Raw genomic sequence first — 26,276 nt, forward strand, 5'->3', positions numbered from 1 at the left:
CTAGATCAATTACTCCGCGACCGACGGATCAGCCGCGGTCCGCACCGAGCGAGAGGGCGACGATGGCCTGGAGGATGCCGCACGAGGGCGACCCGCACGAGCGCACGTGGATGGCGTTCCCGAACGAGGGCCCGACCCTCGGAGACGACCCCGCCGAGCAGGAGCGCTTCTACGCGGCCTGGGCCGACGTGGCCAACGCCGTGGCGGCGTTCGAGCCCGTGACGATGCTCGTCGATCCGTCGCAGACCGACCGCGCGCGCCGCCTCGTCGACTCGGCGGTCGAGCTGGTCGAGACGCCGGTTGACGAGTTCTGGTTCCGCGACCACGGACCCACGTTCGTCGTCGACGACGAGCGCCCGGGAGCGCTCGGAGCGGTGGACTGGATCTTCAACGGCTGGGGCGCTCCGGAGTGGGCCTCGTGGGGGAAGGCCGCCGAGCACGCCCGCTTCACCGCCGGGCTCGTGGGCGCCGACGTCGTGAGCTCGCTCCTGGTGAACGAGGGCGGCGGCATCCACGTCGACGGCGAGGGAACGGTCCTCGTGACCGAGACCGTGCAGCTCGACGCGCGCCGCAACCGCTTCGCCGACAAGGCCCGCGTCGAGGCGGAGCTCCACCGCACCATCGGCGCAACGAAGGTGGTCTGGCTCCCCCGCGGGCTGACGCGCGACTACGACGAGTTCGGCACCAACGGGCACGTCGACATCGTGGCCACGATCCCTGCCCCGGGCCGGCTGCTGCTGCACGCGCAGCAGGATCCCGGGCACCCCGACTTCGAGGTGTCGCGCGCGCTGCGCGCATTCCTCGCGGAGCAGACGGATGCCGCGGGCCGCGCGTTCGAGATCATCGACCTCCCGGCGCCCGAGACCCTCCGCGACCACGAGGGCTTCGTCGACTACAGCTACGTCAACCACCTCGTGGTGAACGGCGGCGTCATCGCGTGCGGCTTCGGCGAGGAGCGGGCCGACGCGCGAGCGCGCGAGATCCTCGAGGCCGCCTACCCGGGCCGCCGCGCCGTGACCGTCGACGCGCGGCAGATCTTCGCCGGCGGCGGCGGCATCCACTGCATCACGCAGCAGCAGCCGAAGGTGTCGTCGTGAGCCGGCGGTCTGCGGTCGCTTGTGGCGTTTCGTCTCGCTCGTACCTCGCTCGCTCAACGACCGGCCCTGGGTCGTCGAGCGAGCGAGGTGAGACGGACCGCGCTGCGCACGGAGGAGACCGATGACCCCCCGCTACCCCGTCGTGGAGAAGACGATCGCCGAGCTGCGCGCCGCGCTCGAGTCCGGCGCGGTCACCGCCGTCGAGCTCCTGGACGCGTACCTCGCCCGCATCGACGCGTACGACGCCCCCGGCACCGACACCGCCCTCACCGCGGTGGTCGTGCGCAATCCCGATGCGCGGGCCGAGGCTGCGGCATCCGATGTCCGTCGCGCCGAAGGGCGCACGCTCGGGCCGCTCGACGGCATCCCGTACACGGCGAAGGACTCGTTCATGGCCCGCGGGCTGACGGTCGCCGCCGGCTCCCCCGCGTTCGCCGACCTCGTCGCCCAGCGCGACGCGTTCTCGATCGAGCGGCTGCGCTCGGCCGGTGCCGTGCTCGTCGGGCTCACCAACATGCCGCCGATGGCCAACGGCGGCATGCAGCGCGGCGTGTACGGCCGCGCCGAGAGCCCGTACAACGCGGACTTCCTGACGTCGGCGTTCGGGTCGGGCTCGTCGAACGGCTCGGGCACCGCGACGGCGGCGTCGTTCGCGGCGTTCGGCCTGGGCGAAGAGACGTGGTCGAGCGGCCGCGCGCCGGCGTCGAACAACGCGCTGTGCGCGTACACGCCGTCGCGCGGGGTGATCTCGGTGCGCGGCAACTGGCCGCTCGTGCCCACGATGGACGTGGTCGTGCCCCACACCCGCACGATGGCCGACCTGCTCGAGATCCTCGACGTCATGGTCGCCGACGACCCCGAGACCCGCGGCGACTTCTGGCGTGCGCAGCCGTGGATCGAGATTCCGGATGCCTCAGCCACCCGCCCCGCGTCGTACCCGGCGCTCGCGCCGGCCGGCGCCGACGACGCCCGGGCGTCCCTCGCCGGGCGGCGGTTCGGCGTGCCGCGCATGTACATCAACGCCGACCCCGAGGCGGGCACGAACCCCGACGGCGGCATCGGCGGGCCGACGGGCTCGCGCATCGACACCCGCGCCTCGGTGATCGCGCTGTGGGAAGCCGCCCGCCGCGACCTCGAAGCTGCCGGGGCCGAGGTGGTCGAGGTCGACTTCCCCGTCGTGACGAACTACGAGGGCGACAGGCCCGGCGCGCCGACCATCAAGACCCGCGGGCTCGTGACCGAGGGATTCCTGCACCGCGAGATCGTCGACCTGTCGGCGTGGGCGTGGGACGACTTCCTGCGCGCCAACGGCGACCCGGCGCTCGACCGGCTCGATGCGGTCGACGGTGCGGCGATCTTCCCGCACCCGGACGGCGCACTCCCCGACCGGTATACCGGCTTCGACGATGACATCGCGACGTATCCCGCGCAGGTGCGCGAGCACCCGTATGCCGCCTTCACCGACATCCCCGAGCTCGAGGACGGCGTCCGCGGCCTGGAGGAGACTCGCCGCGTCGACCTCGAGGACTGGATGACCTCGCTCGCGCTCGACGCCGTGGTCTTCCCGGCCGTCGCCGACGTCGGGCCCGCCGACATGGACGTGGTCGAGGCATCCGCGGATCTCGGCTGGCGCAACGGCGTCTGGGTCGCCAACGGCAACCTCGCGATCCGCCACCTCGGCATCCCGACCGTGACGGTGCCCATGGGCACGATGTCCGACATCGGCATGCCCGTCGGCCTGACCATCGCGGGTCGCGCCTACGCCGACGCCGACCTGCTGCGCTGGGCCGCCGCCTTCGAGGCGCTGCACCCGCGCCGCACCCCGCCGCCCCGCACCCCCGAGCTCTGACACCCCCGCGCCGGGGCTATCGCGTCGTGGTCGCCGCATCGGCGCCGGTCGCGGCATCCGTCTCCGCAGCGTGCGCGGGCGGCTCGGTCGCGGCATCCGGGTCCGCGGGCGGCGCGGCGGCGGCGTAGGCGTCGGAGAGCTCGCGGTAGGGCTTCGAGACGAAGGCGAGCAGCACGACGAGCAGCAGCACGAGGCTGGCGCCGACGAAGGCCAGCGCGATGCCGCGGGCGTCGCCGTCGCCGAGCAGCCAGCCGAGCGAGTTCTGGCCCTGCGCGGACTCCATGAACGGGATGAGCCAGAACTGCGCGAGCGGCCCGATGATGAACGCCGACACGGGCGCGGCAGCCGACTCGACGCTGGCGGCGAAGCCGAACACGCGCCCCTGCTTCTCGAAGGGCACCACACGCTGCACGATCGTCTGCTCGGAGGCCTCGGCGATGGGCATGAGCGCCATGAAGATGAGGATGCCGAGCGCGTAGAGCCACCACCACTCGCGGATGGCGAAGGTCATGCCGAGGACGGCGATGCCGATGTTGACCAGCAGCATCGTGCGCACCGGGTTCTTGCCCAGCCCGAACTTCGCCACCAGCCCGCCGCCGATGATGAAGCCGAAGCTCGTGATGCCGAGGACGATGCCCCACATCTCGACCGAGAAGAGCGTCAGGCCGTACGGGTCCATGAGCGCCATGAAGACGCCGCCCACCAGGTTGTTGAACGTGGAGAAGAGGATGAGAGCCAGAAGTCCGGGTACCGCCATCACGGCCGGGATCACGCCGCGGAACCCGAAGCCCTTCGGCGCCTCGCCGTCGACGTGCGCGACGCCGCGCTCGGGGATCGGCACGAACAGCAGGTGGATGAGAGCGACGCCGGTGGCGGCCATGGCGATGGCGACCGTCCACCCCATGCCGAGCAGGCCGATCGACAGGCCCGAGAACACGCTCGTCACCATGAAGGCGATGCCCTGGACCGCACCGACGAGGCCGTTGGCACGGTCGCGCTGGTCGGAGGGCACGAGCAGCGTGACCGTCGTCGACAGCGCGATGTTGCGCAGGTTCTCGACGACGCCGCCGAGGAGGATGACACCGGAGAACACCCAGAACCACGGCCCGGTCCAGTCGAGCAGGCTGCTCTCGGGGAACGCGAGGAACATCGCCCCCGCGAGGACGTACGCCGACAGCGTCACGATGCTCGACAGGAGCATCACGGCCTTCTTCTTCATGCGGTCGACGATGACGCCGAACACCACGCCGAAGACGGCGACGAGCAGCATGTACGAGCCGCCGATGATGGCGGTCGCGAGCACCGACTGCGTCTCGAGGTAGACCCAGAACGTCAGCGCGAACCAGAGGTAGCTGGTGGTCACGTTCGCGACGGCGGTGTTGACGAGCACCTGGTGGAAGGCGCGCACGGTCCGCGCGTCGGGGGTGTGCTGGCGAGGATCGTCGGCCCGGGCGCCTGCCGCGGGGGTCGGCTGACTCATGCGATGGTTCTCCGGCGTGTTCGCGGTCGAGGAAAGGCAGGCGAGGGCCTAGAGTGAATGTGGACACTGTTCACATTCGATGTTCACAACGTACACACCTGAGCAGGACGGCGCAATGAGCTCACCCGCGCGCACGTATCACCACGGCGATCTGCGTCGCGCGCTCGTCAGCGAAGGGCTGCAGCTCGCCCGCGCCGGAGGCCCCTCGGCGGTGACCCTGCGCGAGGCGACGCGCGCCGCCGGCGTCTCTCCCAACGCCGCCTACCGGCACTTCGCCGACCGTGACGAGCTGGTGCGCGCCGTCGCGGGCGAAGCCCAGCTCGCCCTCGCGACCGCCATCATGCAACGCGTCGAGGCCACCCCCGACGACCTCGGGCCCGCTGACGCGGCGATCGAGCGCCTGCGGCGTGTGGGCCTGGCTTACATCGACTTCGCCCGCGGCGAGCCCGGGCTCTTCGAGACGGCGTTCTTCACGCAGGACACGCACGCCAACGACGCGATCGTCACGCTCGACGACGAGATCGTGGCGCCCTTCCGGCTGCTGATGGAGACCCTCGACGCGATGGTGGATGCCGGAGCCCTGTCCGCCGATCGCCGCCCCTTCGCCGAGTGGGCCTGCTGGTCGGCGGTGCACGGGTTCGCCGACATCGCCGTGCACGGCCCGGTCAGGTGGCAGCCCGCGCCGGTGATCGACGCCCTCGCGGCCGCGGTGGTCGAGTCGGCCATCACCGGCGTGCGGGGAACGCCGACCCCGCCCGGCGCCCCGATCGGGAACCCGTCCGCCGAGACCCCGCCCGCCTGAGGCACACCGCGCCGGAGCGAGAGCGCCCGCGCCGACCCCGGCGCCTCCTAGACTTTGGCGCATGCCCGACGCCCCCGCGCCCGTCGCACCGCCGCGCGCGTCCTTGCTGCGGCGCGGCCTGTGGTGGGCCGCGGACTACGTCTACGCGGCGCGCCGGCAGCTCGCGGTGCTCTCCTTCCCGTGGGCGATCGGCCGGCCACGCCCGACCCCTCGGGCGTGGCACCACGACGGCGATCTGCCCGAGGTGTACCTCATTCCGGGCGTGTACGAGCACTGGACGTTCCTGCGGCCGCTCGGCGACGCCCTGGCCGCCGCGGGACACCGGGTGCGGGTGGTGCACGGGCTGGGCGTCAACCGGCACAGCATCCCCGAGACCGCCGACCGCCTCGCCCAGCTGCTCGAGAGCCGCCCGGCACCGGCGGCCGGCCGCGTGCTCGTCGCCCACAGCAAGGGTGGACTCATCGGCAAGCATGCGCTCGTGACGACCGGCGCGGCCGCGCGCGCCGCCGCTGCGGCTGTCGACGGCGACGACCCCGCGGCGGCGGCGAGCACCGCGTCCGCCACCGGCGAGCGCCCGCTGGGCCTGCTCGGGCTGGTGGCCGTCGCGACGCCGTTCGGCGGCTCGCGACTGGCGGGGCTCTTCATCGTGCCGAGCATCCGCGCCTTCCGCCCGCGCAACGCCACGATCGTCATGCTCGGCCGCGAGACCTCCGTGAACGGCCGCATCGTGTCGGTGTTCGGGCCGTTCGACCCGCACATCCCCGAGGGGAGCGCCCTCGACGGCGCCACCAATGTGCGCGTTCCGACGGCGGGGCACTTCCGCGTTCTGGGCTCGTCCGCGACCCACCGCGCCGTCATCGACGGCATCGCCCGGCTCGCGCGGCCGGAAGGCGAGTAGGCGCTCAGCCGGGCGGCCGGTGTGGCCACCACGTCGGCAGCAGCGCGAGGTACAGCCGCAGGAAGTCCTCCACGCGAGGATCAGGATGCCGCAGCCACCCGTCGATGACACCGACCGTGCCGTCCGCCAGGAACCGGGCGGCGGCGTCGGCGATCTCCCCCGGCGCCGTCCCGTCGGCGTCGACCCGGATCTCGACCCGGCCGCGCTCGAGCAGCGCCGCCGTCGTCCCCCGGAAGTGGCGGCTGAGCATCGCGTGCAGCCCGCCCCCGCCGTCGGCGAGCTCGCGCCGGTAGAGGTCGACGTGCCGCAGGATGTGGCGCAGCACGCCTTCGGTCACCGTGGTGACGGCGGTCGCGGCATCCGACCGGTCCTTCATGAGCTCGGCGCGCAGCGCGTCGAGCTCGGCGGTGAGCGCCGCCTGCACGAGCACCTCGGGCGACTCCGCGTGCTCGTAGAACGTCGAGCGGTGGACGCCGGCGGCTTCGGCGATCTGCGTCACGGTGAGCGACGAGACCGGCCGTTCGGCGGCGAGTCCGAGCGCTGCGGCGTACAGGCGGTCGCGGCTGCGCTGCTTGCGCGGATCCATCGCACCCTCCGGGAATCTTTCCGACAGGTGTAGGTTAACTCATGTATAGCCGACAGATGTCGGAGAAGTGATCGGCGCCACGCGATGACGCCACCAACGGAGGTAATCATGGCTACGTACGATGTCGCGGACCGCTCCGCCATCGTCACGGGCGCCGGGTCCGGCATCGGCCGGGCGGTCGCCCTCACCCTCGCCGCGAACGGCGCGGCCGTTCTCGTCGCGGACGTGCGGCAGGAGGCCGCGGACGCGGTCGTCCAGGAGATCACCGGCGCGGGGGGCACCGCCGCAGCGTTCGTCGGCGACGTCTCCGACCCCGCGGTCGGCGAGGCGGCAGTCGAGGCCGCCGAGGCCCTCGCCCCCTTGCGGATCGCGGTCAACAACGCCGGCATCGGCGGTGCGGCCGCGCCCATCGGCGAGTACCCGATCGACTCGTGGCAGAAGGTCATCGAGATCAACCTCAACGCCGTCTTCTACGGCACGCGCGCGCAGGCGCCGGCCATCGCGAAGAACGGCGGCGGCTCGATCGTCAACATCTCGTCAGTGCTGGGCTCGGTCGGCATCCCGATGTCGTCGGCGTACGTCACCGCCAAGCACGGGGTCGTCGGCATGACGAAGAACGCCGCCCTCGAGTACGGCGCGCAGGGCGTGCGCGTCAACGCGGTCGGCCCCGGCTTCATCCACACGCCGCTCGTCGACGCCAACCTCGACACCGACGCGCAGACCACGCTGGCTGCCAAGCACGCGCTCGGCCGCCTCGGCGACCCGCAGGACGTCGCGAACCTCGTCGCCTTCCTGGCATCGGATGCCGCGACCTTCGTCAGCGGCAGCTACCACCTCGTCGACGGCGGCTACGCCGCCCAGTAGTCGAGGTCTCGAACCAGCGGCCCGCGCGACCCGAACGCGCGGGCCGCTTCCTGTGCGCCGGGAAGGATCAGGCGGATGCCGCAGCCGGCCGCCACACGAGGGTGTGACCGGTCGCGGTGAAGGCCTCGTTGCCCGCCAGCTTGCCGGTGGTCGTGCCTTCGAGCACGAACCCGAGAGCCTCGTAGAAGTCGCGCGCGGCATTGCCGTCGAGCACCTCGAGCTCGACGGGACCGCCCGAGAGCGAGACGAAGTGGGCGACGAGCGCGCGGCCGATCCCCCGCCGGTAGAGCCCCGGGTCGACGTAGATCCAGGTGATCTCGCCGCCCTCGTCCGACACCGAGCCCGCGATGAAGCCGGCCACCCGGCCGTCGTGCTCGGCGACCCAGACCTCGTCGTCGAAGAGCCCCTCGTTCTCGTACGTCGCGGCGAGGTCGAGGTAGGCCTCGAGCAGCCCCGCCCCTCGCAGCTCGTCGACGCGGGCGGCGTCGTGGATGCGGCAGATGTCGTCCCAGTCGCGTGCCTCGTACGGGCGGATCTCGACGGTCACTGCGGCACCTCTCCCCCCGGTGCGGCGGCAGGCTGCTCGCTCACCCGGGCGACGGGAGCCGACGACGCACGCCAGGCCGCGAGCACCTCGACGTGCCGCAGCAGGAAGGCCCGCTCGTCGAGCCGTTTGCGGCGCAGCCACCCCGTGACCTCGTCGTTGCACTTGCTGGCGTTGCACGAACGGCAGGCGGGCACGACGTTCTCGAACGTGTAGCGGCCGCCCCGCGAGATCGGCAGGACGCAGTCCTTCTGGAACGGCCCCGCGGCCGCCCCGCAGTACGCGCACGCGCCCCACGCCTCGAGGAGTGCCTCCCACTCGTCGAGCGTGAGGTCGTTGTCGGCGGCCGCGACGCGGCGCGCGCGGCGGCGCGACGCACGCGCGCGGCGGCTCTGGCTCACGGGCATACCCGGAGCCTAGAGCGAGCTCAGGGCTTGCCGCGGTCGACCCACCGGGTGTGCGACTTCAGCGCGTGGGTCACCGCCAGACGCACGGCGCCGTAGACGATGCCGAACGCGATCGCGGCGAGCAGCGCGTAGACGAGGATGACGACGATGTACCCGGTGGACGCCATGAACATGGGTTCACCCTAGGGGGCGGATGCCGCGACCTCGGGCACTCCATCCAGCAGCCTGTGGATCGTCGTGATGACGCCCTGCTCGGTGTTCGACGGCGCGGCGTAACGGGCGCGGGCCATGACCTCGGGATGCGCGTTCGCCATCGCGAAGGACAGGTCCGCGGCATCCATCATCTCGAGGTCGTTCAGGTAGTCGCCGAAGACCGCCGTCTGCGCGGGCGTGATTCCCGTCGCGGCCTGCAGGCGGCGGAGCGCGACGCCCTTGTTCACGCCGGCGTTCATGACGTCGATCCAATGGTGCCCCGACACGACGACCTGATGGGTGGCGCGGAGGTCGTCGAGCGCCGGCGCGGTGGTGGCGGCCTCGGCGAAGTCGAAGATCGCGACCTTCAGGATCTGATCGTCCACCTGGAGCAGGTCGGGCACGATCTCGAGGCGGGCGTAGTACTTCTCCGCCTCCGGGAGGAATGCGGGATCCGCCCGCTCGATATAGGCCGACCGCTTGCCGCACACGACGACGCCGAGGTCGCTGCCGGCCGCACCGAGCGCCCGCACGCGCGCGATGAGCGAGCCTGTGAACGCGGCATCCATCGCGTCCGAGCTGATCTCGGTCTCGCCCTCGACGACGTACGCGCCGTTCTCGGCGATGAAGACGGCGTCGTCGAGGTGGCCGGCGAAGGTGCGCTGCAGCGTCGCGAGCTGGCGGCCGCTCGCCGGCGCGAACCGGATGCCGCGCCCGTGCAGGCGGTCGAGGAGCGGCCAGAGCGCGTCGGGCACACGGCCGTCGCCGTCGAGCAGGGTGCCGTCCATGTCGACGGCGATGAGCTTCAGATCGGGTGAGGGGAAGGGCATGGCCTTTCCAGCCTATGGTCGGTCGCCGCGAGTCCGGCCCCCGCCGACCCGGCACCGGACCGTCCGCCGCCGCGCGCCGGACCTCGGCCACGGCCGCCGCGCCGGCTCACAATCACCCGACGGACTCGGTGAGCAATACGAAACCACCGCGTCCGGCGGCGCGGGTACCGTAGGGGGCGTGACCGCTCCCGTCGATGCCACCACCACGTCCGCCTGGGCCCAACTCAGCGCGATCCGCGACTCGTTCACCCCCGATCTCCGCGACTGGTTCGCCATCGACCCGCGCCGTGCCGAGCGGCTGAGCTTCGAGCTCGCCGACCTGCACGTCGACCTGTCGAAGAACCTCGTGACCGACGAGATCCTCGCGGCCCTGGTGCGCCTGGCCGAGCAGACCGGCGTGGCCGAGCGCTATGCCGCCATGCTCGCCGGCGAGCACATCAACACCACCGAAGACCGGGCGGTGCTCCACACGGCTCTGCGCCGCCCGGCCGGCGCGCAGCCGGCGCTCGTCGTCGACGGGCAGGACATCGATGCCGACGTGCAGTCGGTGCTCACGGCGATGACCGCGTTCGCCGACCGCGTCCGCAGCGGCGAGTTCACGGGCGTGACCGGCAAGAAGGTCACCCACATCGTCAACATCGGCATCGGCGGCTCCGACCTCGGTCCCGTCATGATCTCGGCGGCGCTCGAGCCGTACGCGACCGCCGGCATCCAGGCGCGCTTCGTGTCGAACATCGACCCGTTCGACATCGCGAACAAGACCAAGGACCTCGACCCCGAGACGACGCTCTTCATCGTCGCGTCGAAGACCTTCACCACCCTCGAGACGCTCACCAACGCGCGCCTCGCCCGCGACTGGCTCTGGGCGGGCCTCGCGGCGGCGGGCGCGATCGACGGCAGCGAAGAGAAGAAGACGGATGCCGTCGCGCACCACTTCGTCGCCGTCTCGACCGCGCTCGACAAGGTCGCCGCGTTCGGCATCGACACCGACAACGCGTTCGGGTTCTGGGACTGGGTGGGCGGCCGCTACTCCGTCGACTCGGCCATCGGCCTGTCGCTCATGATCGAGCTCGGACCCGACGTCTTCCGCGAGCTGCTCGCCGGCTTCCACGCCGTCGACGAGCACGTCGCGAACACGCCGCTCGAGCGCAACGTGCCGGTGCTGATGGGCCTGCTCAACGTCTGGTACTCGAACTTCCTCGGTGCGCAGTCGCACGCCGTGCTCCCCTACGCCCAGCAGCTCAGCCGCTTCGCCGCGTACCTGCAGCAGCTGACGATGGAGTCCAACGGCAAGTCGGTGCGCTGGGACGGCTCCCCCGTCACCACCGACACCGGAGAGGTGTTCTGGGGCGAGCCGGGCACCAACGGCCAGCACGCGTTCTACCAGCTCATCCACCAGGGCACCCGTCTGATCCCCGCCGACTTCATCGCCTTCGCGAACCCCGCCTACCCGCTCGAAGACGGCGGCCGCGACGTGCACGGCCTGTTCCTGTCGAACTTCCTGGCGCAGACCAAGGCGCTGGCGTTCGGCAAGACGGCCGAAGAGGTCGAGGCGGAGGGCACCACCGGCGCGCTGGTGGCGGCGCGCACGTTCGCCGGCAACAAGCCGACGACGTCGATCTTCGCGCCCGCCCTCACGCCGGCGGTGCTGGGCCAGCTCGTGGCACTGTACGAGCACATCACGTTCACGCAGGGCGTGATCTGGGGCGTGAACTCGTTCGATCAGTGGGGCGTCGAGCTCGGCAAGCAGCTCGCTCTGCAGATCGCCCCGGCGATCGAGGGCGACGAGGCCGCGATCGGAGCGCAGGATGCCTCCACCCGCGCCCTGCTCGCCTACTACGCCGCCCACCGCCAGGCCTGAGCGACTGGCGGATGCCGCGGGCCGCAGCATCCGGAATCCCCTTCGTCAGCCCCGCAGACGCGCGGCGAGGCGCGTCGCGTTCATGTAGGCGATGGCCTCGATCGAGATCATCGGGTTGACGCCCGACGCCGTCGGGAAGGTGGACGCGTCGGCGACGACGACGTTCGGGACCTCCCAGGTGGCGCCGTCGGGGTCGACCGCGCTCGTCTCGGCCGAGCCGCCCATGCGTGCCGTGCCCATGATGTGCAGCGCCGCCATGGAGCATCGCCCGGGACCGTAGCCGGCCGCGGCGCAGCGGGCGATGAACGCGTCGAGCGGCTCGCCGCTCGCGCGCGTCCACTCGATGCCGGCCTGATGGCCCGAGAACATGCGCAGCGCACCGGCGGCCTCGAGGATGCGCGAGGCCCCGGCGACGCCCGCCTGCACGCGGGCCGCATCGCGGTCGGAGAGCCGGTAGTGCATGGTCGGCTCGCCGGCCTTGTCGACGCGCACCTCGCCCGCGTCCTGGTCGCGCGTGATGACGCCGACGCTCGAGTAGTGCGCCAGGCGCTTCATCACCTCGAGGTGCTGCCGGGCCCCGCGCCACGACTGGAACGCCACCGACAGCCCCGGGTTCGCCGCGGCCGTCTCGTACACCGAGCCGTAGCCCGAGCCGTCGACGTCGGCGCGCTCGGCCGAGTAGCGCGCCTGCATCGCGCCCTCCCAGGGCCGCACGTCCTCCTCGAACTCCGCCCACACCGCGGTGGCCGGGTGCAGGCGCAAGTGCTTGCCGATGTTGGGGTTCGCCAGTCCCGAGCGGCGCAGCAGCGCCGGCGTCTGCACGCTGCCGCCCGCAACCACGGCCGCACGCGCGCGGACGGTCACGGTGTGCCCCGCGGCGGTGCGCCCCGTGACACCGGTGGCGTGCGCGCCCGCCGTGTCGATCTGCCGCACGTCGACGCCGGTGTACAGCCGGGCGCCCGCCGCCTCCGCATCGGCCAGCCACGTCTTCGTCACCGACTGCTTCGCGCCGATGCGGCAGCCGTAGCCGCAGCGTCCGCACTCGACGCCGGTGTCGCAGCCGGCGACGTTGCGCTCGAGCTCGCCGACGTGCCAGCCGAGGCTCGTGAGCCCGCGCTCCATGATCCGGTCGCGGTGCGACGGCGCGCTGTAGGCGGCGGTGACGCCCAGCCGCTCCCACACCGCGTCGAGCGCGCGGTCGTACTCGTCGGTGGCGAACTGCGGCACCCCGTGCCCCGCCCACTCGGCGCGCACGTGCTCGGGCGTGCGGAACGACGTGGAGAAGTTCACCACCGTGCCGCCGCCGAGGCACTGCGCCGACATGATGCTGAGCTGCCCCTCCGCCGTGGCCGACGGGCCGGGCGCGTACAGGCGGGCGAGGCCGCTGAGCTCGCCGCCGTCGAAGTCGCCGTCGTCGTAGTACACACCCTTCTCGAGCACGACGACGTCCAGCCCGGCCGCCGCCAGGACCGCGGCGGCCGTGCCTCCGCCCGCACCTGAGCCGACGACGACCACGTCGCAGTCGAGCGAAAGGTGCGACTCGGGGGTCTGCGGGTGCAGCGGCGGTCGCGCCGCGTCGGGCCGCGCGCCGGGAGGACCCGGATACCCCATCGCGTCCCACAGCGGCGACCGGCCGTCGGCGCCCGGGGCGACGTAGTACGACAGCATCGCCGCCGACTTCAGATTCTGGAAGAGAACGCGCTTGAGCGGCACACGCGAGTCCGACATCGCGATCAGCGCCGCCTCGCGCTTCGCGGCGGGCAGGCTCGAGAAGCGGCGCGGCCCGACCCCGAGCAGCATGCCGCCGAGCGGGGTGTCCCACAGCGAGAGCACACGCCCGAGAAGCTCGGCCTCCTCCTTCCGGGGGTTCGCTTCGAGCATCCCCTCGGCGATGGAAACCGCCCCCAGCCGCGTGGCTGACGGGATGCCGTTGCCGTCGCCGGGTGCGAAGGTGTCGAAGATCGACTCGAATGTCGCCCGCTGCGCTGCGGTCAACGTCATGGGTGCCTCCTGGTGCGCCGTTGCTGCCGCCAGCATGCACCATCGACGCCGCGCACGACAAGGGTTATGTGAACGAGAATTCACAGGCGATGACGGATGCCGCGGCCCCCGGCATCCGTCATTCTCCGCCGTTTGAGAGCCCCGGATCAGGCCTTTCGAGAAGAACCGCTCTCACGGTTCTGCCAGGAAAACACCGGGAGTCGTCCAGAGGCGATGAGGCAGACTCGTGGACTTGTGCGTCCGACCCGACGGACGCGCCGCGCTGAACACTCGCGCGGAAACCCGAAGGATCGTACGTTCGTCATGCATTCAGACCAGTCGCCCACCTCGGCCCGCCGCCCTCGTCACCGCCTCTTCGTCCCCGCGGTCGCCGCCGGCGCCGCCCTCGCCGTCGTCACCACGACGGCGCTCACCTTCGCCTCGCCGGCCCTGGCCGCCGCGGCACCCCTGGCCGCGACCGCCCTCGCCTCGGCCGCCGCTCCGGTGCCGACCGCCGGGACCCTCCGCGACATCCGCGTGGACGCGCAGGGCACGCTGCTCGACGCGCGTGGCGCCCTGACCGCCGCTGAGACCCTCACCGCCGACATCGCGGCCTCGGGGCTCACCCTCGCCGCCGCCGACACCTCGGTCGACACCGCGGCGCTCGAGTCGTCGATCGATCAGCTGTCAGACCTCGAGGTCGTGCCGATGCTCCTCATTCCCGGGATCACCGCCGACGCAGAGGCCGCCACCGCGGCGGTGTCGGCGGAGGTCGCCGACCTGCAGGAGAGCCTCGACGCCGCAAAGGCCGAGAAGGCCGCCGAAGAGGCGGCCGCCGCCGCAGCCGCGGCCGCCGCCGAGGCGCAGCGCCAGGCAGAGGCGGCCGCCGCCGCCCTCGCCGCCGCCAACACCCCCGACGGCGCCAAGGCGACCGCGCGCCAGATGGCCGCGTCGCAGTACGGCTGGGGTGACGGCCAGTTCTCGTGCCTCGAGTCGCTGTGGACCAAGGAGTCCAGCTGGAACTACCAGGCCTACAACGGCTCGAGCGGCGCGACCGGCATTCCGCAGTCGCTGCCGGGCGACAAGATGGCCTCGTTCGGGGCCGACTGGCAGTCCAACGCCACGACGCAGATCGCGTGGGGCCTGGACTACATCCAGCGCGCGTACGGCACGCCGTGCGCCGCATGGGGCCACTCGCAGGCGACCGACTGGTATTGATCGACGGATGCCGCGTCCGGCCGGGTGGCCGGGCGCGGCTTCGTCGCATCCAGCGCCGGACTCCACGCACGGTTCGTTGCACCGTTGCGTCGTTGCGGCGCTCGCAGCCGCCGTCGGGTCAGTACTGGCCGGGCGCGGCGCCGAGCTGCCACGCGGTGACCTTCACCGTCGAGCCCTCGATGATGTCGAGGTCGATGGGCCAGGAGCCTCGCTCCATGCCCGCCGTGGGCGCGGCGTAGACCGTCTTCGTCACGAGCGCGCCGTGTGGCGGGGCGGCGTCCCAACCGAGGTACGTGACCGCCGAGCCGCCGGCCGGGAGCTCGATGCGCGCCGGTCCGGGGTCCTGCGCCATGAACGAGCCGCCCTGCTCGACGACCGCCGCGAGCAGATGCGCGTTCTGGTCGCCGAACGCCACGTCGGGATAGCCCTCGATGACGCACGGCTCGTCGGAGAAGTTCGACAGCATGATCGCAAGGCCGCGGTGGCCGGTCGCCGCGTCGGGCTCGCCCTTGAGCAGCATCGCGCGGTCGGCCGTGCACCACTGGGGGTCGAGCGGCCCGGTCGCGGGCGCCGACGCGGGCACCGGTTCACCCTGGGCCGCAGGGTCGGGCGGCGCTCCCCAGCTGGTCTCGGCCTCCGCCTCGAGCCGGGCCTGATTCTGCGCCGCGATGTCGGCGCGGCGCACGTCGGCGCCGGCCACCGTGGCACCGATCGTCGCGACCACCGCGAGCCCCGCGGCGACCACGAGCCACCCCGCGAGCCGACGCGACGGCTCGACGGAGCGGAGCGCGCGACCGGCGAGGAGCCCCGGCATCCAACCCGCCACAAGACCCCACAGCGCACCCGCTGCGGCCGCCGCGCCGAACTCGCCCACGATGAGTCCGCGCGGCCCGAACATCGCCAGGGAGTCCCAGACCACGGCGACATCGAGCGCGAGTCCGACCGTCGCACCGGCGGCGATCGTCGCGAACCAGGCGCCGATCACGGGATTCGCGGCGTGCCGGTCGTTTGCCGGAGCGGCATGGGCGTCACGCCGACCCGCGCCGGACTCCGTCGCTGCGCGGCCACCCTTCCCCGTGATCGCGAGTCTCGAGAAGAGGGCGTGGGACGCGATGACCGCGAGCGCGCTCATCACCAGCGCAAGGGCGGGCCAGGGCGCCGGCCAGGTGCGCACGGTGGGCGGGATGACGGCGGGGATGAGGTTGCCGATCTGCGCGACGCCCGATGGGATGTCGAGGAACGCCCAGCGCACCCACGCCACCACGAGCCACAGCGCTCCGGCGGCGACGCTCGGCACCAGCGGGGTCCAGGATCGGCGGGAGTCGCGCGGCGAGGTGCTCATCGCCTCTCATACTGACGGATGCCGCGCCCGGCCGCAGTCGCGGGACGCGGCATCCGTCCACCGTCACGCCTCGCGCGGCTCCCGGCCGTAGAGCTCCGCCACCTTCTGCGACGACAGCCAACCGTCGAAAGTGTCGGTCTGCGGCCAGCCCTCGGGCGAGTCCTGCCACTCCTCCCGGCGGCCGTACGGCAGCACGTCCATGAGCGGGAAGGTGAAGGCGAGCTGCTCGGTGCCGCGGCCGTTGGTGTGCCAGGTGCGGTAGACCGTGTCGCCCTCGCGCAGGAAGACGTTGACGGCGAAGCCGCCGCCCGCGGGGGCGTCGACGTCGGCGCCGAACGGACTGTCGGCCGTGGAGTACCACTCCATGCGGTTGCCGACGCGCTCCTTGTAGGCGAGCGCCTCGTCGATGGGCCCCTGCGTGACGATCACGAAGCGCGCGTCATAGGGCTCGAGGAAGTCCAGGCGGGTCCACTGCGAGGTGAGGCTGGTGCAGCCGGGGCACTGCCACTCCTTGCCCTCGAACCACATGTGGTTGTAGACGATGAGCTGCGACCTGCCTTCGAAGATGTCGGCGAGCCGCACCGGGCCGTCCTTGCCGACGAGGGTGTAGTCGGGCATCTCCACCATCGGCAGCCGCCGTCGTTGCGCGGCGATCGCGTCGAGCTCGCGGGTGGCCGCCTTCTCGCGCACTCGCAGCTCGGCGAGTTCGCGACGCCACGTGTCGGCGTCGACGACGGAGGGAAGTGCCGGCGGTGTCGTGCTCTGCATCGGAGCCTCCGAGGGTGCGGGTCGATATGTTGACACTGTACACATCCGGATGCCGGCGTCAAGAGGGTGCTCGTCGCGCGCAGGCTCCAACGGCTCCGGACCGACGGCTACGGACCGACGGTGGCCGGTCAGAGCGCGGCGGCGACGGTGGCTGAGCGCGGAGCGGATGCCGGAGCCCGCGCACGGATGCCGGAGCCCGCGCACGGACGCCGGAGCCCGCGCGTCCGACAACCGGCGTGATCGACGATCCCTGCGCGCGGGTGTCGCCGCCCGCGAGGGACGGTCGCCGTGATCAGCGGATCGCGGCCAGCGTCCGCGGTCTGCCGTCGTCGGAGAGCGGCCGGAACCAGGCGACCTCCCGGTCGAGCTGCCCGGTCTGTCGGAAGAGCTGCACCTGGTGGGTCGTTGCGAGGGCGTCGGCCAGGGCGTGGCGATCGGCCGGAGCGAATCCGAGGCTCTGCCAGAACGGGCCGGACCGACGGCTGAACAGCCACGCCTGCCGCGCGCCCTCCTCCGACGCGCGGTCGAACGCGAAGCGGGCCAGTCGACGTCCCATGCCGGACGACCGGATGCCGGGGTCGACGGCAACGCTGCGGATCAGCACATCCCGACCACCCGCGCCGAGCTCGTACCCCGTGCTGCCGATGATCGCGCCGACGGCGTCGCGCACCAGCCACAGGCGCACGGTCGGGGCATCCAGTCCGCTCACGGTGAGGTCGACCCGCCGCAAGAACTCGGCGAGCGCCGCGACGTCCTGGGCCCGTACCGGGTGCAGCTCCACGCCTCCAGCCAACCACAGCGCATCCCACGGAGCGCACGCCCCGGTCGCGGACGGCCGGTCAGAGCGCGGCGTACCGCGCCGTGCTGTACGGCTGGAACGGGGTATCGCCGCGCACGTAGAGCGGGTGGCGGGGATGCCCGTCTTTCGTCGGCTGTCCGAGCGAGACCCAGTCGCAGCCGGCATCTGTCGTCAGCTGCACGATGTCGCGCAGGAGAGAGGGCAGATACGGCCGGGATGTGACGAGTCCTCCCCACGCCGCCAGGAGCGTCAGCCGACGATCGCCGATCACCCGAGCGATGTGCCGCTCATTCTCGGCCTTGAGTTCTGGGCGGTGGACGCGGTCGAGGTCTTTGGGATCGGTCGCGATCTGCGGGTAGACATTGAGCATCATCCAGCTGTCGTAGCCGTTGTCGGCCGCGAACCTGCTCACCCGAGCGATCGTGCGGTCAGGAGCGTTCGGCACCGCGGTGCTGGGGTTGATCCCGAAACACACGAGCGGCTTTTCGCCCACCGTTCCGAGCACGTACCGCGCCGAACCATCAGCCGCGCGCTCGTAGATCCATCCCTCGTGGGTCACTCTCGCCCCCTCTTCCACCCCGTGTTTCCACCGGGATCGACTATGACATGTGGAACGCGGCCCGCGGCCCCGGCGGCCCTCCACCGCGCCCGTTGACGCCTTCATCAATGAATCACGAAAAGATAACGACAAACCCTTGCCAGCGTTATCTGGCCGTTATAGAGTGCTTGCACGGTAGTTGTTTTGCTGTGGCAGCTACCGGCATGTGATTGCAGGACACTCTTGGTGCAAGGGACAAGGGCCGGTCGGTAGCCTCTCCGACCGGCCCTTACTCTTGCCCAGGCGGTGCGGCGGTTCCTCCCCAGGCGAAGGCGCTGGCCGCAGGCATCGAGTTGTCCACAGAAAATCATTCCGACCGGGGTTTTTCACCGCTTCCGATGTCGGAAGCCCTCGGCATGATGGAAGCATGAACTTCCCGCTCGACGACCTCCGCAGCCTGGCTGCGAGCCTCGGCGAGATGCTGCGCGAGCCGCTCGCGCACGAGGGTCAGCGTCTGCTTTCCGACGCCGATCTGGTCAACGCGCTGCAGGTCGTCGAAGAGATCGGCCGGTGGGCGGATGCCGCACGCCTGGGCCTCGCGGGAGAGGTCGGGCGCCGCAGTGAGCCCGGCACCGCCGACGTCACATTGACCACCGTCTACGGGTGCGGCAGTGCCGCCGAGATCATGGAGCGCAGCATCCACGTCTCCGGCGCCACCGCTCGCGCGCGGCTGCGCACCGCCCGTGCCGTCACCACGCGCCCCTCGCTCACCGGGTACGGCCGCCCGGCACCGTTCGAGCACGCGCGCCAGGCCTTCGCCACCGGCCGGCTCAGCCTCGACGCGCTGACGACCATCGTCGACGGACTCCGTCCGCTTCAGCGCCGATGCGGCGCCGACGAAGTGGAGGCGGCGGAATCCGAGCTCGTGGTCGCCGCCACCGGCACAGCGACCGAACCGCCGTGCACTGTGGCCGAGCTTCGGGTCATGACGCAGACCTGGGCGCTGTACCTCGACGCCGACGGCGCGCTGCCCGACGAAGACTCCGAGCAGCGGCGCGCCTTCCGTCTCGGGCGCGAGCGCGACCACCTCTTCCCGATCCACGGCAACGTCACCGCCGACGTGGCGGCCGGCCTTCAGCGACTCCTCGACGCGCACCTGAATCCACGTGTGCAGGACCGCACACCCCGCTTCGTCGACGCACTCATCGAGCGCGGTTCAGACGCGGCAGACGAGCACGTCCCGGACCCGCGCACGCCCGACCAGAAGCGGCACGACGCGTTGGCGGGCATTCTCGCTGCGGCGGCAGCCTCTGCCGATACCCCGACGCTCGGCGGCGCCGCGCCTACGCTCGTCGTCACGGTCGCCGAGAGCCAGCTCGGCCGCCCTGACGGCGTCGCGTTCGTCGATGGGCCCGACGGCGAGGTGCCGGTTCCGGCGGCTTTCGCCCGCCATATCGGATGCCATGGCACCATCCATCGGGTCACTCTCGGCGCGAACGGCAAGGTCAAGGCGATCCACGTCACCGACCGCGTGTTCACGTGGTGGCAGCGGCGCGCCATCTCCACCCGGGACGGCGGCTGCGTGATCCCCGGATGCCGCGTGCGGGCTGCGTGGTGCGAAGTCCACCACGTCGTGGAGCACTCCCGGGGCGGGCTCACCCACACCGACAACGGCGTGCTGCTGTGCTGGCACCACCATCGGACCATCGAAACGAGCGGCTGGGAGATCCGGATGCTCGACGGGGTTCCTCAGGTCAGGCCCCCGGGCTGGATCGATGGACGAAGACCCTGGCGCGCCGCGAACCGGGTGCTCCACACCGACCTGGAGCGATCGAGACCTGCCTAGCTCGTCACGATCACGCGGGCGAAGCCGCGCCGGGCCACTCGGCCCATCGACCGGCGAACCGTCTCCTCGGCCTAGATCGGCCATCGCTCAGGTCACGCGGCCGTCGCCGGGCCGCGCCACCCGGAACCACCGATACCCGTACGGCGCCACCTCCAGCTCGACCTCCCCGCGCTCGCCCAGCTCGAGACGGTGCGCGCCGAGCAGGTCGACCAGCGACGCCCCCTCGGGCTCGTCGTCGAGGGCGAAGCGAACGGTGGCCGGCACCTCCGAGAAGTTGTGTACCGCGACCATCCGCCCGACGTCTGCGCGCAGCGAGTGCACGAGCACCGCGCTGACATCCTGCTCGAGCACCTCGAACGCGCCCCAGCCGAGCTCGGGCGAGATCCGGTACCGCGAGATGAGGTCGCGGAAGAAGTGGAGCAGCGACCCGCGGTCTTCGATCTGGTCGGCCACGTTGACATGCTCGGGCGCGAACCCGTCGGACGGGGGCGCAGCCACGAGACGCGAGGGCGCGGCATCCGAGAATCCCCCGGTCTTGCCCGCCGACCACTGCATGGGCGTGCGCACCGCCTGCCGCCCCGGGATCTCGGCGTTCTCACCCATGCCGATCTCTTCGCCGTAGAACAGCACCGGCGTCCCCGGCAGGGTGAACAGCAGGCTGTACGCCATGCGGATGCGCCGCGGATCGCCCTGCAGCATCGTCGGCAGCCGCTTCACGATGCCGCGACCGTAGACGCGCTGCTTCTCGTCGGGGGCGAGCGCCTCGAACACCTCCTGGCGCTCGTCGTCACTGAGCTGGTCGAGGGTCAGCTCGTCGTGATTGCGGAGGAAGTTCGCCCACTGCGTCTCGATCGGCAGCGCGGGGCGCGACGAGAGCGCCTCGACGAGCGGCGCCGGATCGCGTCGCACCAGGGACAGGTACAGGCGCTGCATGGCGACGAAGTCGAACTGCATCGTCAGCTCTTGGCCATCGTCGGTCGCACCGAAGTACGGGACCTGCTGCTCGTACGGCAGGTTGACCTCACCCAGCAGCACCGCCTCGCTGGAGCGCCGCTGCATGAATCGGCGCGCATCGCGCAGGAAGTCGTGCGGGTTCGCCATGTCAGCGCCCTCGGGCACCTCGAGCAGGAAGGGCACCGCATCGACGCGGAACCCCGCGACCCCGAGCTGCAGCCAGAACCCGATCGTGCGGGCGATCTCGTCGCGCACGGCCGGGTTGGCGATGTTCAGGTCGGGCTGGTGCTCGTAGAAGCTGTGGAGGTACCACTGGCCGGACTTCTCGTCGTTCGTCCAGATGCCGTCGGCCTCCCCCGGGAACACCGTGTTCTTCTGTCCCTTGGGCGGCGGATCATCGCGCCACACGTAGTAGTCGCGGTACGGCGAGTTCACGCTGCGCTTGGCCGCCACGAACCAGGGATGCCGGTCGGAGGTGTGGTTCACGACGAGGTCGACGATCACCCGCATGCCGCGGTCGTTGGCCGTGCGCACCATCTCGACGAACATGCCGTGGTTGCCCAGGCGAGGGTCGATGCCGTAGAAGTCGGTGACGTCGTAGCCGTCATCGCGATCGGGCGTGGGGTAGATGGGCATGAGCCAGATGCAGGTCACGCCGAGCTGCGCGAGATAGTCGATGCGCTGAGCGAGCCCCTGCAGGTCGCCCACGCCGTCGCCGTCCGAGTCCAGGTACGTCTCGACGTCGAGGCAGTAGATGACGGCGGACTTCCACCACAGGTCGCTCGTGTCGGTGATTCTCACGGGTCACGAGTCTGGCTGGCGGCACGGGCCGGCGGCACCCCCTTTCGGAACCGCGGCTCATCCGCTAACCCGCGCGAACGCCCGACGAGCGACCGCGCGAAGCCGGCGGCGGGTCACACCCCGCCGCCGCCTCCCCCGCCGCCACCGCCGCCGGCGGAACCCCCGCCCGACGACCCTCCCGAGGAGGACGAAGACGACGCCGACGTCGACAGGTTCGAGATCCCCGCCGAGAACGCGGCCGCGTTGAACCCCGCCGACCCGGCGTACCAGCCGGGCGTGCGGCCGTCGCCGTAGAGCACGGCCAGCTCGTCGGCCCACTTCTTCTCCTGGCCGAACACCACGGCGTACGGCAGCAGCTTCTCGTAGAGCTCGAGCTTCACGCGCGGGTCCGAGACATCGACGGGAACGCGCTCGGCGCCCTGCGGCGACTGGAGCATGCGGATGCGGTCGGCCTCGGCCCACTCGATGAACTGCTTCAGGCCGCTGAGGTGATCGCGCACCTCCGCCCCCTCGGCCGTGAGCGGCTTGTGCGAGACCATGCCGGCGACGACGAGCACGACGAGCACCGACCCGATGATGAGGAGGATCGGCACCAGCGGCATGACGAAGGCCGAGAGCGCCCCGATCCCGAACAGCACGACGAGCACGGCCGCCACGATCGCGATGACGATCGGCCACGCCCGCGCACCACCGGGCACCGGCCGCCGCAGGCCGCGGCTGGTCAGTTCCGCCGAGGCCGCCTTCAGCACCTTCTGGGCCGTCGTCGAGAAGCGCGTGTCACTGCGGCCGAACTCGAACTCCTCACCCGGCGTGCCCGACGGGAAGAGGCCGGGCAGCAGCATCCGTCCATCCCCATCGGCCAGTGACGGATCGACGAGCACCGCCTTCAGCTTCGTCCCGCCGAACAGCTTGGGCGGACCCTCCTCGATGCGGATGCTGCCCACCACCGCCTGCTCGAGCACCTCGGCGGGGATCGCCTTCGTCGTGCGGCCGAGCAGTACGGCGCTCTCGAGCGCATCGATCTGCCGCGGCGGCGTGTACTCCGCGATGATGACGGGCCGCCCGGCGGCGTCGCGCAGATGACGTCTGCGGGTCACTCCCGCCAGCACGAGCGCGGTGCCGAGACCGAGCAGCGCCACGCCGCCCTGCAGCCAGCCCCAGGGCGATGCGAGGTAGCCGGTGTCGAACTCGGTGAACGTGTCGGGGCGGAAGCCGATGGCGATCGTCATCGTCTGGTACGGCTGCACTCCTTCGACGGATGCCGCGACCGCCCCGTCGACGTCGGCGATGGTGCACGTGCGGGTGTCGCCCTGATACCCGACGTAGCAGGCCTGCTCGCCGGTGCGGGCGTCCCACAGCTCGGCGGGCATCGTGACCCGTGCCGTGATGCGCCCGAAGGGCTGCGCCCAGTCGACGCCGTTCACATCCCAGTAGAACTCGTCGGCGCCGGTGTCGGCATAGAAGCGCGTGACGTTCTCGAGCGTGTACGTGAAGACGTACGTCTGGCGTCCGTGCACGTAGTCGTCGCTGCGCGAGGTCATGATGTACTCGCCGTCCTCGGACTCCGCCTCTGCGGCGCGAGGAGCGCCGTTCTCGTCGGTGATCGAGACCAGCTGCGGGTTGAGCGGCGCACCGTTGAACGAGTCGGGGAGGATGTGGCGCATGCCGCGGTTCTGGTCGAACTCGGGGAACACCGCCACGAAGGTCTCGACCACGGTGAGCGTGCTCGTGCCGTCTTCGGCGCGGCCGAGCTGGTACTCGACGTCGAGGCTCTCGAACGAGAAGTCGTCGACGTCTGCGCGCGCGGGCGCGGCGAGAGAGAGCGAGAGCAGCAGTCCCGCCAGCAGCGCGAACACGAGTCCCGTGAGCGCGCGACGATGCGGGTGCAGCGCGGTGACGGCAGAAGGCCCCATGGGGCCAGCCTAGGGTCCGCGCCCTGCCCTACTCTTGACGCTATGACCGATCGCCGCCTCGCCATCGACGCGTGGGAGAGCCTCTTCCGCGCACAGCACGAGGTGTTCGGCGACATCAACGACGACTTCCACGACGACACGCTCAGCCAGGCCGAGTACGACGTGCTCCTCACCGTCACGCGCGGCAGCGACATGACCGCCCGGCTGCGCGATGTCACCGCCAACATGCTCATCAGCCAGCCGAGCGTGTCGCGTCTGGTCGACCGCATGGTGGTGCGGGGCCTGCTCACCAAGTGCGCCGACCCCGACGACGGGCGGGGCGCCCTCGTGCATGCGACGGATGCCGGAGCCTCGCTGTTCCGCCGCATCGCGAGCGCGCACGGCAAGGCCATCGCCGAGCGCATGTCGCTGCTCTCGGACGACGAGCTCACGCAGCTCCGCGACCTCACCGCGAAGCTGCGGAAGAAGCAGCCCGGCTGCTGACCAGCTCTACGGGGTCCGGCGGCGCAGCGTGAGCGAGGCGAGGATGAGTGACCCGACGGCGAACGCCACCACGACCAGCAGCGGGCCGAATACGTCCCATCCCTCGTCGCCGGCGGTCACGGCATTGATCGTGTCGATGGCGTAGCTCAGCGGCAGCACCTTCGAGATCTGGTACAGCGCCTCGGGCATGTCCTCCCGGGGCATGAAGAGGCCGCCGAGGATGATCTGCGGGAACACGATGAGCGGCATGAACTGCACCGCCTGGAACTCGGTGCGCGCGAAGGCGCTCGCCAGCAGCCCGAGTGCGGTGCCGAGGATCGCGTCCACCACCGCCACGAGCCCCAGCTGCCACAGCGGCCCTTCGACCTCGAGGCGGCACACCCATACCGCGAAGGTGACCGTGATGACCGCCTGCAGCGTCGCCATCAGCCCGAACGCCAGTCCGTAGCCGAGGATGAAGTCGGCCTTGGCGATCGGCGTGGTCATGAGCCGCTCGAGCGTCCCGGATCGGCGCTCGCGGAGCGTCGTGATCGAGGTGATGAGGAACATCACGATGAAGGGGAACAGCCCGAGGATCGGCCCGCCGAACTGGTCGAACACGCCCTCCTGGTCGCTGAACAGCCAGGCGAACAGCCCCACCAGCAGACTGGGCGCGACGAGCATGAGGGCGATCGATCGAGGGTCGTGGCTCAGCTGCCGCAGCACCCGCCCCGCCGTGGCGAACGTGCGCACGCCGTTCACGATCCCCTCCGCTCCTCGCGCGCCTCGCGACGCGTGAGCGGATGATCGGATGCCGCCCCCTCGGTCGCGGCGTGCGCGTCACGCTCGATCAGAGCGAGGAACGCGGCATCCGGATCCGTCGTCCCGGTGTCGGCGAGGAGCCCGTCGGGGGTCGTGTCGGCGACGATGCGCCCCGACCGCATGAGCAGGAGCCGGTCGCAGCGGAGCGCCTCGTCCATGACGTGGCTCGAGACGATGAGGGTGACCCCCGTCTCGGCGAGTCCGCGGAAGACGCCCCACAGCTCATTGCGCAGCAGCGGGTCGAGGCCCACCGTCGGCTCGTCGAGCACCAGCAGCTCGGGGGTCCCCAGCATCGCGACCGCCAGCGAGACGCGGCTCTCCTGTCCGCCGCTGAGCGAGTCGATGGTCTGGTCGCGCTGATCGCCGAGTCCCACCTGCTCGATGACCCGGTCGACGTCGGTCCGCGGCGCGTCGACCAGCCGTGCGAAGTAGCGCAGGTTCTGCCGGATGGTGAGGTCTCCGTACACCGACGCCGCCTGGGTGTCGTAGGCGACACGGTGTCGCAGGCCGGGAGCGCCGGCGGGTTCGCCGAGCGCGGTGACGGTGCCGCCGGCCACCTTCTGCACCCCGACGATCGCACGCATGAGCGTGGTCTTGCCGCACCCCGACGGGCCGAGCAGCCCGGTGATCTGCCCGTGCGGGATGTCGAGATCCAGCCCGCGGAAGACCTCGGTGCTGCCGCGGCGCACGTGCAGACCGCGCACCGTGACGGCGCCGCCGGCGTGTTCGTTGCTCACGTGATGAATAGTGCTCCCCGCCACCGCGCGGCGCCACCCCCGCTCGCGCGCGCCCGGGTGGGGCGGACGTAGTCTGTGCCCCATGCACACGCGCACCCAGGCGAGGCTGCAGGTCGTCGCCGGTCCGATGTTCGCCGGCAAGTCCGAGGAGCTGCTGCGTCGCGTGCGCCGGGCGCGCATCGCCGGCCTGGCGGTAGAGGTGGTGGGCCACGCGCTCGACGACCGCCGCGGCGAGGGGCAGGTCAGCTCGCACTCCGGGCTCAGCATCCCGTCGCGCACGGTTTCCGACGCGGACGCCCTGCTCGCCGCGGTCCGCGGACGCGACCTCGACCTCGTGGCGATCGACGAGGCGCAGTTCTTCGGCCCGCCGCTCGTCGCGGCGGTGAACGCCCTGACCGGCGAGGGCGTCACGGTCGTCGCCTCGGGCCTGTGCGTGACGTTCGACGGCCGGCCCTTCGAGCCGCTGCCGGCTCTGATGGCGCTCGCCGAGGACGTCGTCAAGCTCACCGCCGTCTGCGCGGTGTGCGGCGAGGACGCGGCGTTCCACCAGCGCGTGTCGGCCGCCGACGGCGGGGATCCGCTCACCCCGACGAGTGCCCAGATCGGCGGGATCGAGTCGTACCAGGCACGCTGCCGGCGTCACTTCACCGGCGCCGTGACGGCCTCGGCCTGAGATGACGGATGCC

At 71.6% G+C, this 26,276-nt stretch carries 25 protein-coding genes; 10 read left to right on the plus strand and 15 right to left on the minus strand.

Annotated features, from left to right (window positions below; genetic code table 11):
- Positions 1-62: 62 nt before the first annotated feature.
- Positions 63-1,097 (plus strand): agmatine deiminase family protein, encoded by a 1,035-nt coding sequence (locus tag R8Z57_RS03700; protein WP_318352392.1) that lies wholly within the window; start codon positions 63-65, stop codon positions 1,095-1,097.
- Between the two features lie 121 nt (positions 1,098-1,218).
- Entirely contained in the window at positions 1,219-2,946 is a 1,728-nt protein-coding gene (locus tag R8Z57_RS03705; protein ID WP_318352393.1) for an amidase, read from the plus strand.
- A gap of 16 nt (positions 2,947-2,962) precedes the next feature.
- On the opposite strand, the gene R8Z57_RS03710 is transcribed toward R8Z57_RS03705, so the two are convergent.
- Positions 2,963-4,426: an MFS transporter gene (locus R8Z57_RS03710; protein ID WP_318352394.1), complete on the minus strand. Its 1,464-nt coding sequence runs from the start codon at positions 4,424-4,426 to the stop codon at positions 2,963-2,965.
- Between the two features lie 115 nt (positions 4,427-4,541).
- Here R8Z57_RS03710 and R8Z57_RS03715 point away from each other — a divergent pair, with 115 nt between their 5' ends.
- Positions 4,542-5,228, plus strand: a complete 687-nt coding sequence (locus R8Z57_RS03715) for a TetR/AcrR family transcriptional regulator (protein WP_318352395.1) — start codon at positions 4,542-4,544, stop codon at positions 5,226-5,228.
- A 61-nt stretch (positions 5,229-5,289) separates the two neighbouring features.
- Positions 5,290-6,126 (plus strand): hypothetical protein, encoded by an 837-nt coding sequence (locus R8Z57_RS03720; RefSeq protein WP_318352396.1) that lies wholly within the window; start codon positions 5,290-5,292, stop codon positions 6,124-6,126.
- A gap of 4 nt (positions 6,127-6,130) precedes the next feature.
- On the opposite strand, the gene R8Z57_RS03725 is transcribed toward R8Z57_RS03720, so the two are convergent.
- Entirely contained in the window at positions 6,131-6,712 is a 582-nt protein-coding gene (locus R8Z57_RS03725) for a TetR/AcrR family transcriptional regulator (RefSeq protein ID WP_318352397.1), read from the minus strand.
- A gap of 108 nt (positions 6,713-6,820) precedes the next feature.
- Here R8Z57_RS03725 and R8Z57_RS03730 point away from each other — a divergent pair, with 108 nt between their 5' ends.
- Complete coding sequence (locus R8Z57_RS03730; RefSeq protein WP_318352398.1) at positions 6,821-7,576, plus strand: SDR family NAD(P)-dependent oxidoreductase; 756 nt, start codon at positions 6,821-6,823, stop codon at positions 7,574-7,576.
- Positions 7,577-7,643: 67 nt separating this feature from the next.
- Here R8Z57_RS03730 and R8Z57_RS03735 read toward each other — a convergent pair whose 3' ends face one another.
- From R8Z57_RS03735 to R8Z57_RS03750, 4 genes are read right to left on the minus strand one after another with little or no spacing between them, the layout of a single operon-like run.
- Positions 7,644-8,123, minus strand: coding sequence for a GNAT family N-acetyltransferase (locus R8Z57_RS03735; protein ID WP_318352399.1), 480 nt, complete (start codon positions 8,121-8,123; stop codon positions 7,644-7,646).
- Positions 8,120-8,527, minus strand: coding sequence for an HNH endonuclease (locus R8Z57_RS03740; RefSeq protein ID WP_318352400.1), 408 nt, complete (start codon positions 8,525-8,527; stop codon positions 8,120-8,122). The genes R8Z57_RS03735 and R8Z57_RS03740 overlap by 4 nt, the downstream gene beginning before the upstream one ends.
- A gap of 20 nt (positions 8,528-8,547) precedes the next feature.
- The gene (locus tag R8Z57_RS03745; protein WP_318352401.1) at positions 8,548-8,700 is read right to left on the minus strand and encodes a hypothetical protein; all 153 of its coding nucleotides are present in this window, start codon (positions 8,698-8,700) and stop codon (positions 8,548-8,550) included.
- Between the two features lie 9 nt (positions 8,701-8,709).
- Entirely contained in the window at positions 8,710-9,549 is an 840-nt protein-coding gene (locus R8Z57_RS03750; RefSeq protein WP_318352402.1) for a Cof-type HAD-IIB family hydrolase, read from the minus strand.
- Positions 9,550-9,727: 178 nt separating this feature from the next.
- On the opposite strand from R8Z57_RS03750, the gene pgi reads away from it, so the two are divergent.
- Entirely contained in the window at positions 9,728-11,410 is a 1,683-nt protein-coding gene (gene pgi / locus R8Z57_RS03755; RefSeq protein ID WP_318352403.1) for a glucose-6-phosphate isomerase, read from the plus strand.
- Positions 11,411-11,455: 45 nt separating this feature from the next.
- On the opposite strand, the gene R8Z57_RS03760 is transcribed toward pgi, so the two are convergent.
- Complete coding sequence (locus R8Z57_RS03760) at positions 11,456-13,411, minus strand: FAD-dependent oxidoreductase (RefSeq protein WP_318352404.1); 1,956 nt, start codon at positions 13,409-13,411, stop codon at positions 11,456-11,458.
- 303 nt (positions 13,412-13,714) lie between these two features.
- Between R8Z57_RS03760 and R8Z57_RS03765 the strand changes: the two genes are divergently transcribed.
- Positions 13,715-14,608, plus strand: coding sequence for a phospholipase (locus R8Z57_RS03765; protein WP_318352405.1), 894 nt, complete (start codon positions 13,715-13,717; stop codon positions 14,606-14,608).
- 118 nt (positions 14,609-14,726) lie between these two features.
- On the opposite strand, the gene R8Z57_RS03770 is transcribed toward R8Z57_RS03765, so the two are convergent.
- The 4 genes from R8Z57_RS03770 to R8Z57_RS03785 form a co-directional block, all read right to left on the minus strand.
- Positions 14,727-15,950 carry a DUF4232 domain-containing protein gene (locus tag R8Z57_RS03770; protein ID WP_318352406.1) on the minus strand — a complete coding sequence of 408 codons (1,224 nt, stop codon included), beginning with the start codon at positions 15,948-15,950 and terminating at the stop codon, positions 14,727-14,729.
- A 63-nt stretch (positions 15,951-16,013) separates the two neighbouring features.
- Positions 16,014-16,718 carry a DUF899 domain-containing protein gene (locus R8Z57_RS03775; protein WP_318352407.1) on the minus strand — a complete coding sequence of 235 codons (705 nt, stop codon included), beginning with the start codon at positions 16,716-16,718 and terminating at the stop codon, positions 16,014-16,016.
- 292 nt (positions 16,719-17,010) lie between these two features.
- The gene (locus R8Z57_RS03780; protein WP_318352408.1) at positions 17,011-17,499 is read right to left on the minus strand and encodes a GNAT family N-acetyltransferase; all 489 of its coding nucleotides are present in this window, start codon (positions 17,497-17,499) and stop codon (positions 17,011-17,013) included.
- Between the two features lie 58 nt (positions 17,500-17,557).
- Positions 17,558-18,094 (minus strand): DUF1643 domain-containing protein, encoded by a 537-nt coding sequence (locus tag R8Z57_RS03785; RefSeq protein WP_318352409.1) that lies wholly within the window; start codon positions 18,092-18,094, stop codon positions 17,558-17,560.
- 388 nt (positions 18,095-18,482) lie between these two features.
- Here R8Z57_RS03785 and R8Z57_RS03790 point away from each other — a divergent pair, with 388 nt between their 5' ends.
- Positions 18,483-19,901 (plus strand): HNH endonuclease signature motif containing protein, encoded by a 1,419-nt coding sequence (locus R8Z57_RS03790; protein ID WP_318352410.1) that lies wholly within the window; start codon positions 18,483-18,485, stop codon positions 19,899-19,901.
- Between the two features lie 87 nt (positions 19,902-19,988).
- Here R8Z57_RS03790 and R8Z57_RS03795 read toward each other — a convergent pair whose 3' ends face one another.
- Positions 19,989-21,656, minus strand: a complete 1,668-nt coding sequence (locus R8Z57_RS03795; RefSeq protein WP_318352411.1) for an alpha-amylase family protein — start codon at positions 21,654-21,656, stop codon at positions 19,989-19,991.
- A gap of 113 nt (positions 21,657-21,769) precedes the next feature.
- On the minus strand, positions 21,770-23,569 hold the full coding sequence (locus R8Z57_RS03800; RefSeq protein ID WP_318352412.1) for a DUF2207 domain-containing protein: 1,800 nt from the start codon (positions 23,567-23,569) through the stop codon (positions 21,770-21,772).
- Positions 23,570-23,611: 42 nt separating this feature from the next.
- On the opposite strand from R8Z57_RS03800, the gene R8Z57_RS03805 reads away from it, so the two are divergent.
- Entirely contained in the window at positions 23,612-24,052 is a 441-nt protein-coding gene (locus tag R8Z57_RS03805; RefSeq protein WP_318352413.1) for a MarR family winged helix-turn-helix transcriptional regulator, read from the plus strand.
- Positions 24,053-24,058: 6 nt separating this feature from the next.
- Here the strand turns inward: R8Z57_RS03805 and R8Z57_RS03810 are convergent, their stop codons facing one another.
- A complete protein-coding gene (locus R8Z57_RS03810; protein ID WP_318352414.1) occupies positions 24,059-24,793 on the minus strand; it encodes an ABC transporter permease in 735 nt (244 codons plus the stop codon).
- Positions 24,790-25,590 (minus strand): ABC transporter ATP-binding protein, encoded by an 801-nt coding sequence (locus R8Z57_RS03815; RefSeq protein ID WP_318352415.1) that lies wholly within the window; start codon positions 25,588-25,590, stop codon positions 24,790-24,792. The genes R8Z57_RS03810 and R8Z57_RS03815 overlap by 4 nt, the downstream gene beginning before the upstream one ends.
- A gap of 82 nt (positions 25,591-25,672) precedes the next feature.
- Between R8Z57_RS03815 and R8Z57_RS03820 the strand changes: the two genes are divergently transcribed.
- Entirely contained in the window at positions 25,673-26,263 is a 591-nt protein-coding gene (locus R8Z57_RS03820; RefSeq protein ID WP_318352416.1) for a thymidine kinase, read from the plus strand.
- The last annotated feature ends 13 nt before the right edge of the window (positions 26,264-26,276 follow it).

The sequence above is a fragment of the Microbacterium sp. M3 genome, assembly GCF_033548675.1.
Lineage (GTDB): Bacteria > Actinomycetota > Actinomycetes > Actinomycetales > Microbacteriaceae > Microbacterium > Microbacterium arthrosphaerae.

Excerpts from the sequence above, each read along its gene's own strand:
- R8Z57_RS03730 (WP_318352398.1), top strand. The coding sequence starts at position 6,821 with ATGGCTACGTACGATGTCGCGGACCGCTCCGCCATCGTCACGGGCGCC.
- R8Z57_RS03790 (WP_318352410.1), top strand. The coding sequence starts at position 18,483 with ATGAACTTCCCGCTCGACGACCTCCGCAGCCTGGCTGCGAGCCTCGGC.
- R8Z57_RS03765 (WP_318352405.1), top strand. The coding sequence starts at position 13,715 with ATGCATTCAGACCAGTCGCCCACCTCGGCCCGCCGCCCTCGTCACCGC.
- R8Z57_RS03820 (WP_318352416.1), top strand. The coding sequence starts at position 25,673 with ATGCACACGCGCACCCAGGCGAGGCTGCAGGTCGTCGCCGGTCCGATG.
- R8Z57_RS03745 (WP_318352401.1), bottom strand. The coding sequence starts at position 8,700 with ATGTTCATGGCGTCCACCGGGTACATCGTCGTCATCCTCGTCTACGCG.
- R8Z57_RS03725 (WP_318352397.1), bottom strand. The coding sequence starts at position 6,712 with ATGGATCCGCGCAAGCAGCGCAGCCGCGACCGCCTGTACGCCGCAGCG.
- R8Z57_RS03800 (WP_318352412.1), bottom strand. The coding sequence starts at position 23,569 with ATGGGGCCTTCTGCCGTCACCGCGCTGCACCCGCATCGTCGCGCGCTC.
- R8Z57_RS03770 (WP_318352406.1), bottom strand. The coding sequence starts at position 15,950 with ATGAGCACCTCGCCGCGCGACTCCCGCCGATCCTGGACCCCGCTGGTG.
- R8Z57_RS03720 (WP_318352396.1), top strand. The coding sequence starts at position 5,290 with ATGCCCGACGCCCCCGCGCCCGTCGCACCGCCGCGCGCGTCCTTGCTG.
- R8Z57_RS03760 (WP_318352404.1), bottom strand. The coding sequence starts at position 13,411 with ATGACGTTGACCGCAGCGCAGCGGGCGACATTCGAGTCGATCTTCGAC.
- R8Z57_RS03775 (WP_318352407.1), bottom strand. The coding sequence starts at position 16,718 with ATGCAGAGCACGACACCGCCGGCACTTCCCTCCGTCGTCGACGCCGAC.
- R8Z57_RS03705 (WP_318352393.1), top strand. The coding sequence starts at position 1,219 with ATGACCCCCCGCTACCCCGTCGTGGAGAAGACGATCGCCGAGCTGCGC.
- R8Z57_RS03750 (WP_318352402.1), bottom strand. The coding sequence starts at position 9,549 with ATGCCCTTCCCCTCACCCGATCTGAAGCTCATCGCCGTCGACATGGAC.
- R8Z57_RS03710 (WP_318352394.1), bottom strand. The coding sequence starts at position 4,426 with ATGAGTCAGCCGACCCCCGCGGCAGGCGCCCGGGCCGACGATCCTCGC.
- R8Z57_RS03805 (WP_318352413.1), top strand. The coding sequence starts at position 23,612 with ATGACCGATCGCCGCCTCGCCATCGACGCGTGGGAGAGCCTCTTCCGC.
- R8Z57_RS03700 (WP_318352392.1), top strand. The coding sequence starts at position 63 with ATGGCCTGGAGGATGCCGCACGAGGGCGACCCGCACGAGCGCACGTGG.
- R8Z57_RS03740 (WP_318352400.1), bottom strand. The coding sequence starts at position 8,527 with ATGCCCGTGAGCCAGAGCCGCCGCGCGCGTGCGTCGCGCCGCCGCGCG.
- R8Z57_RS03715 (WP_318352395.1), top strand. The coding sequence starts at position 4,542 with ATGAGCTCACCCGCGCGCACGTATCACCACGGCGATCTGCGTCGCGCG.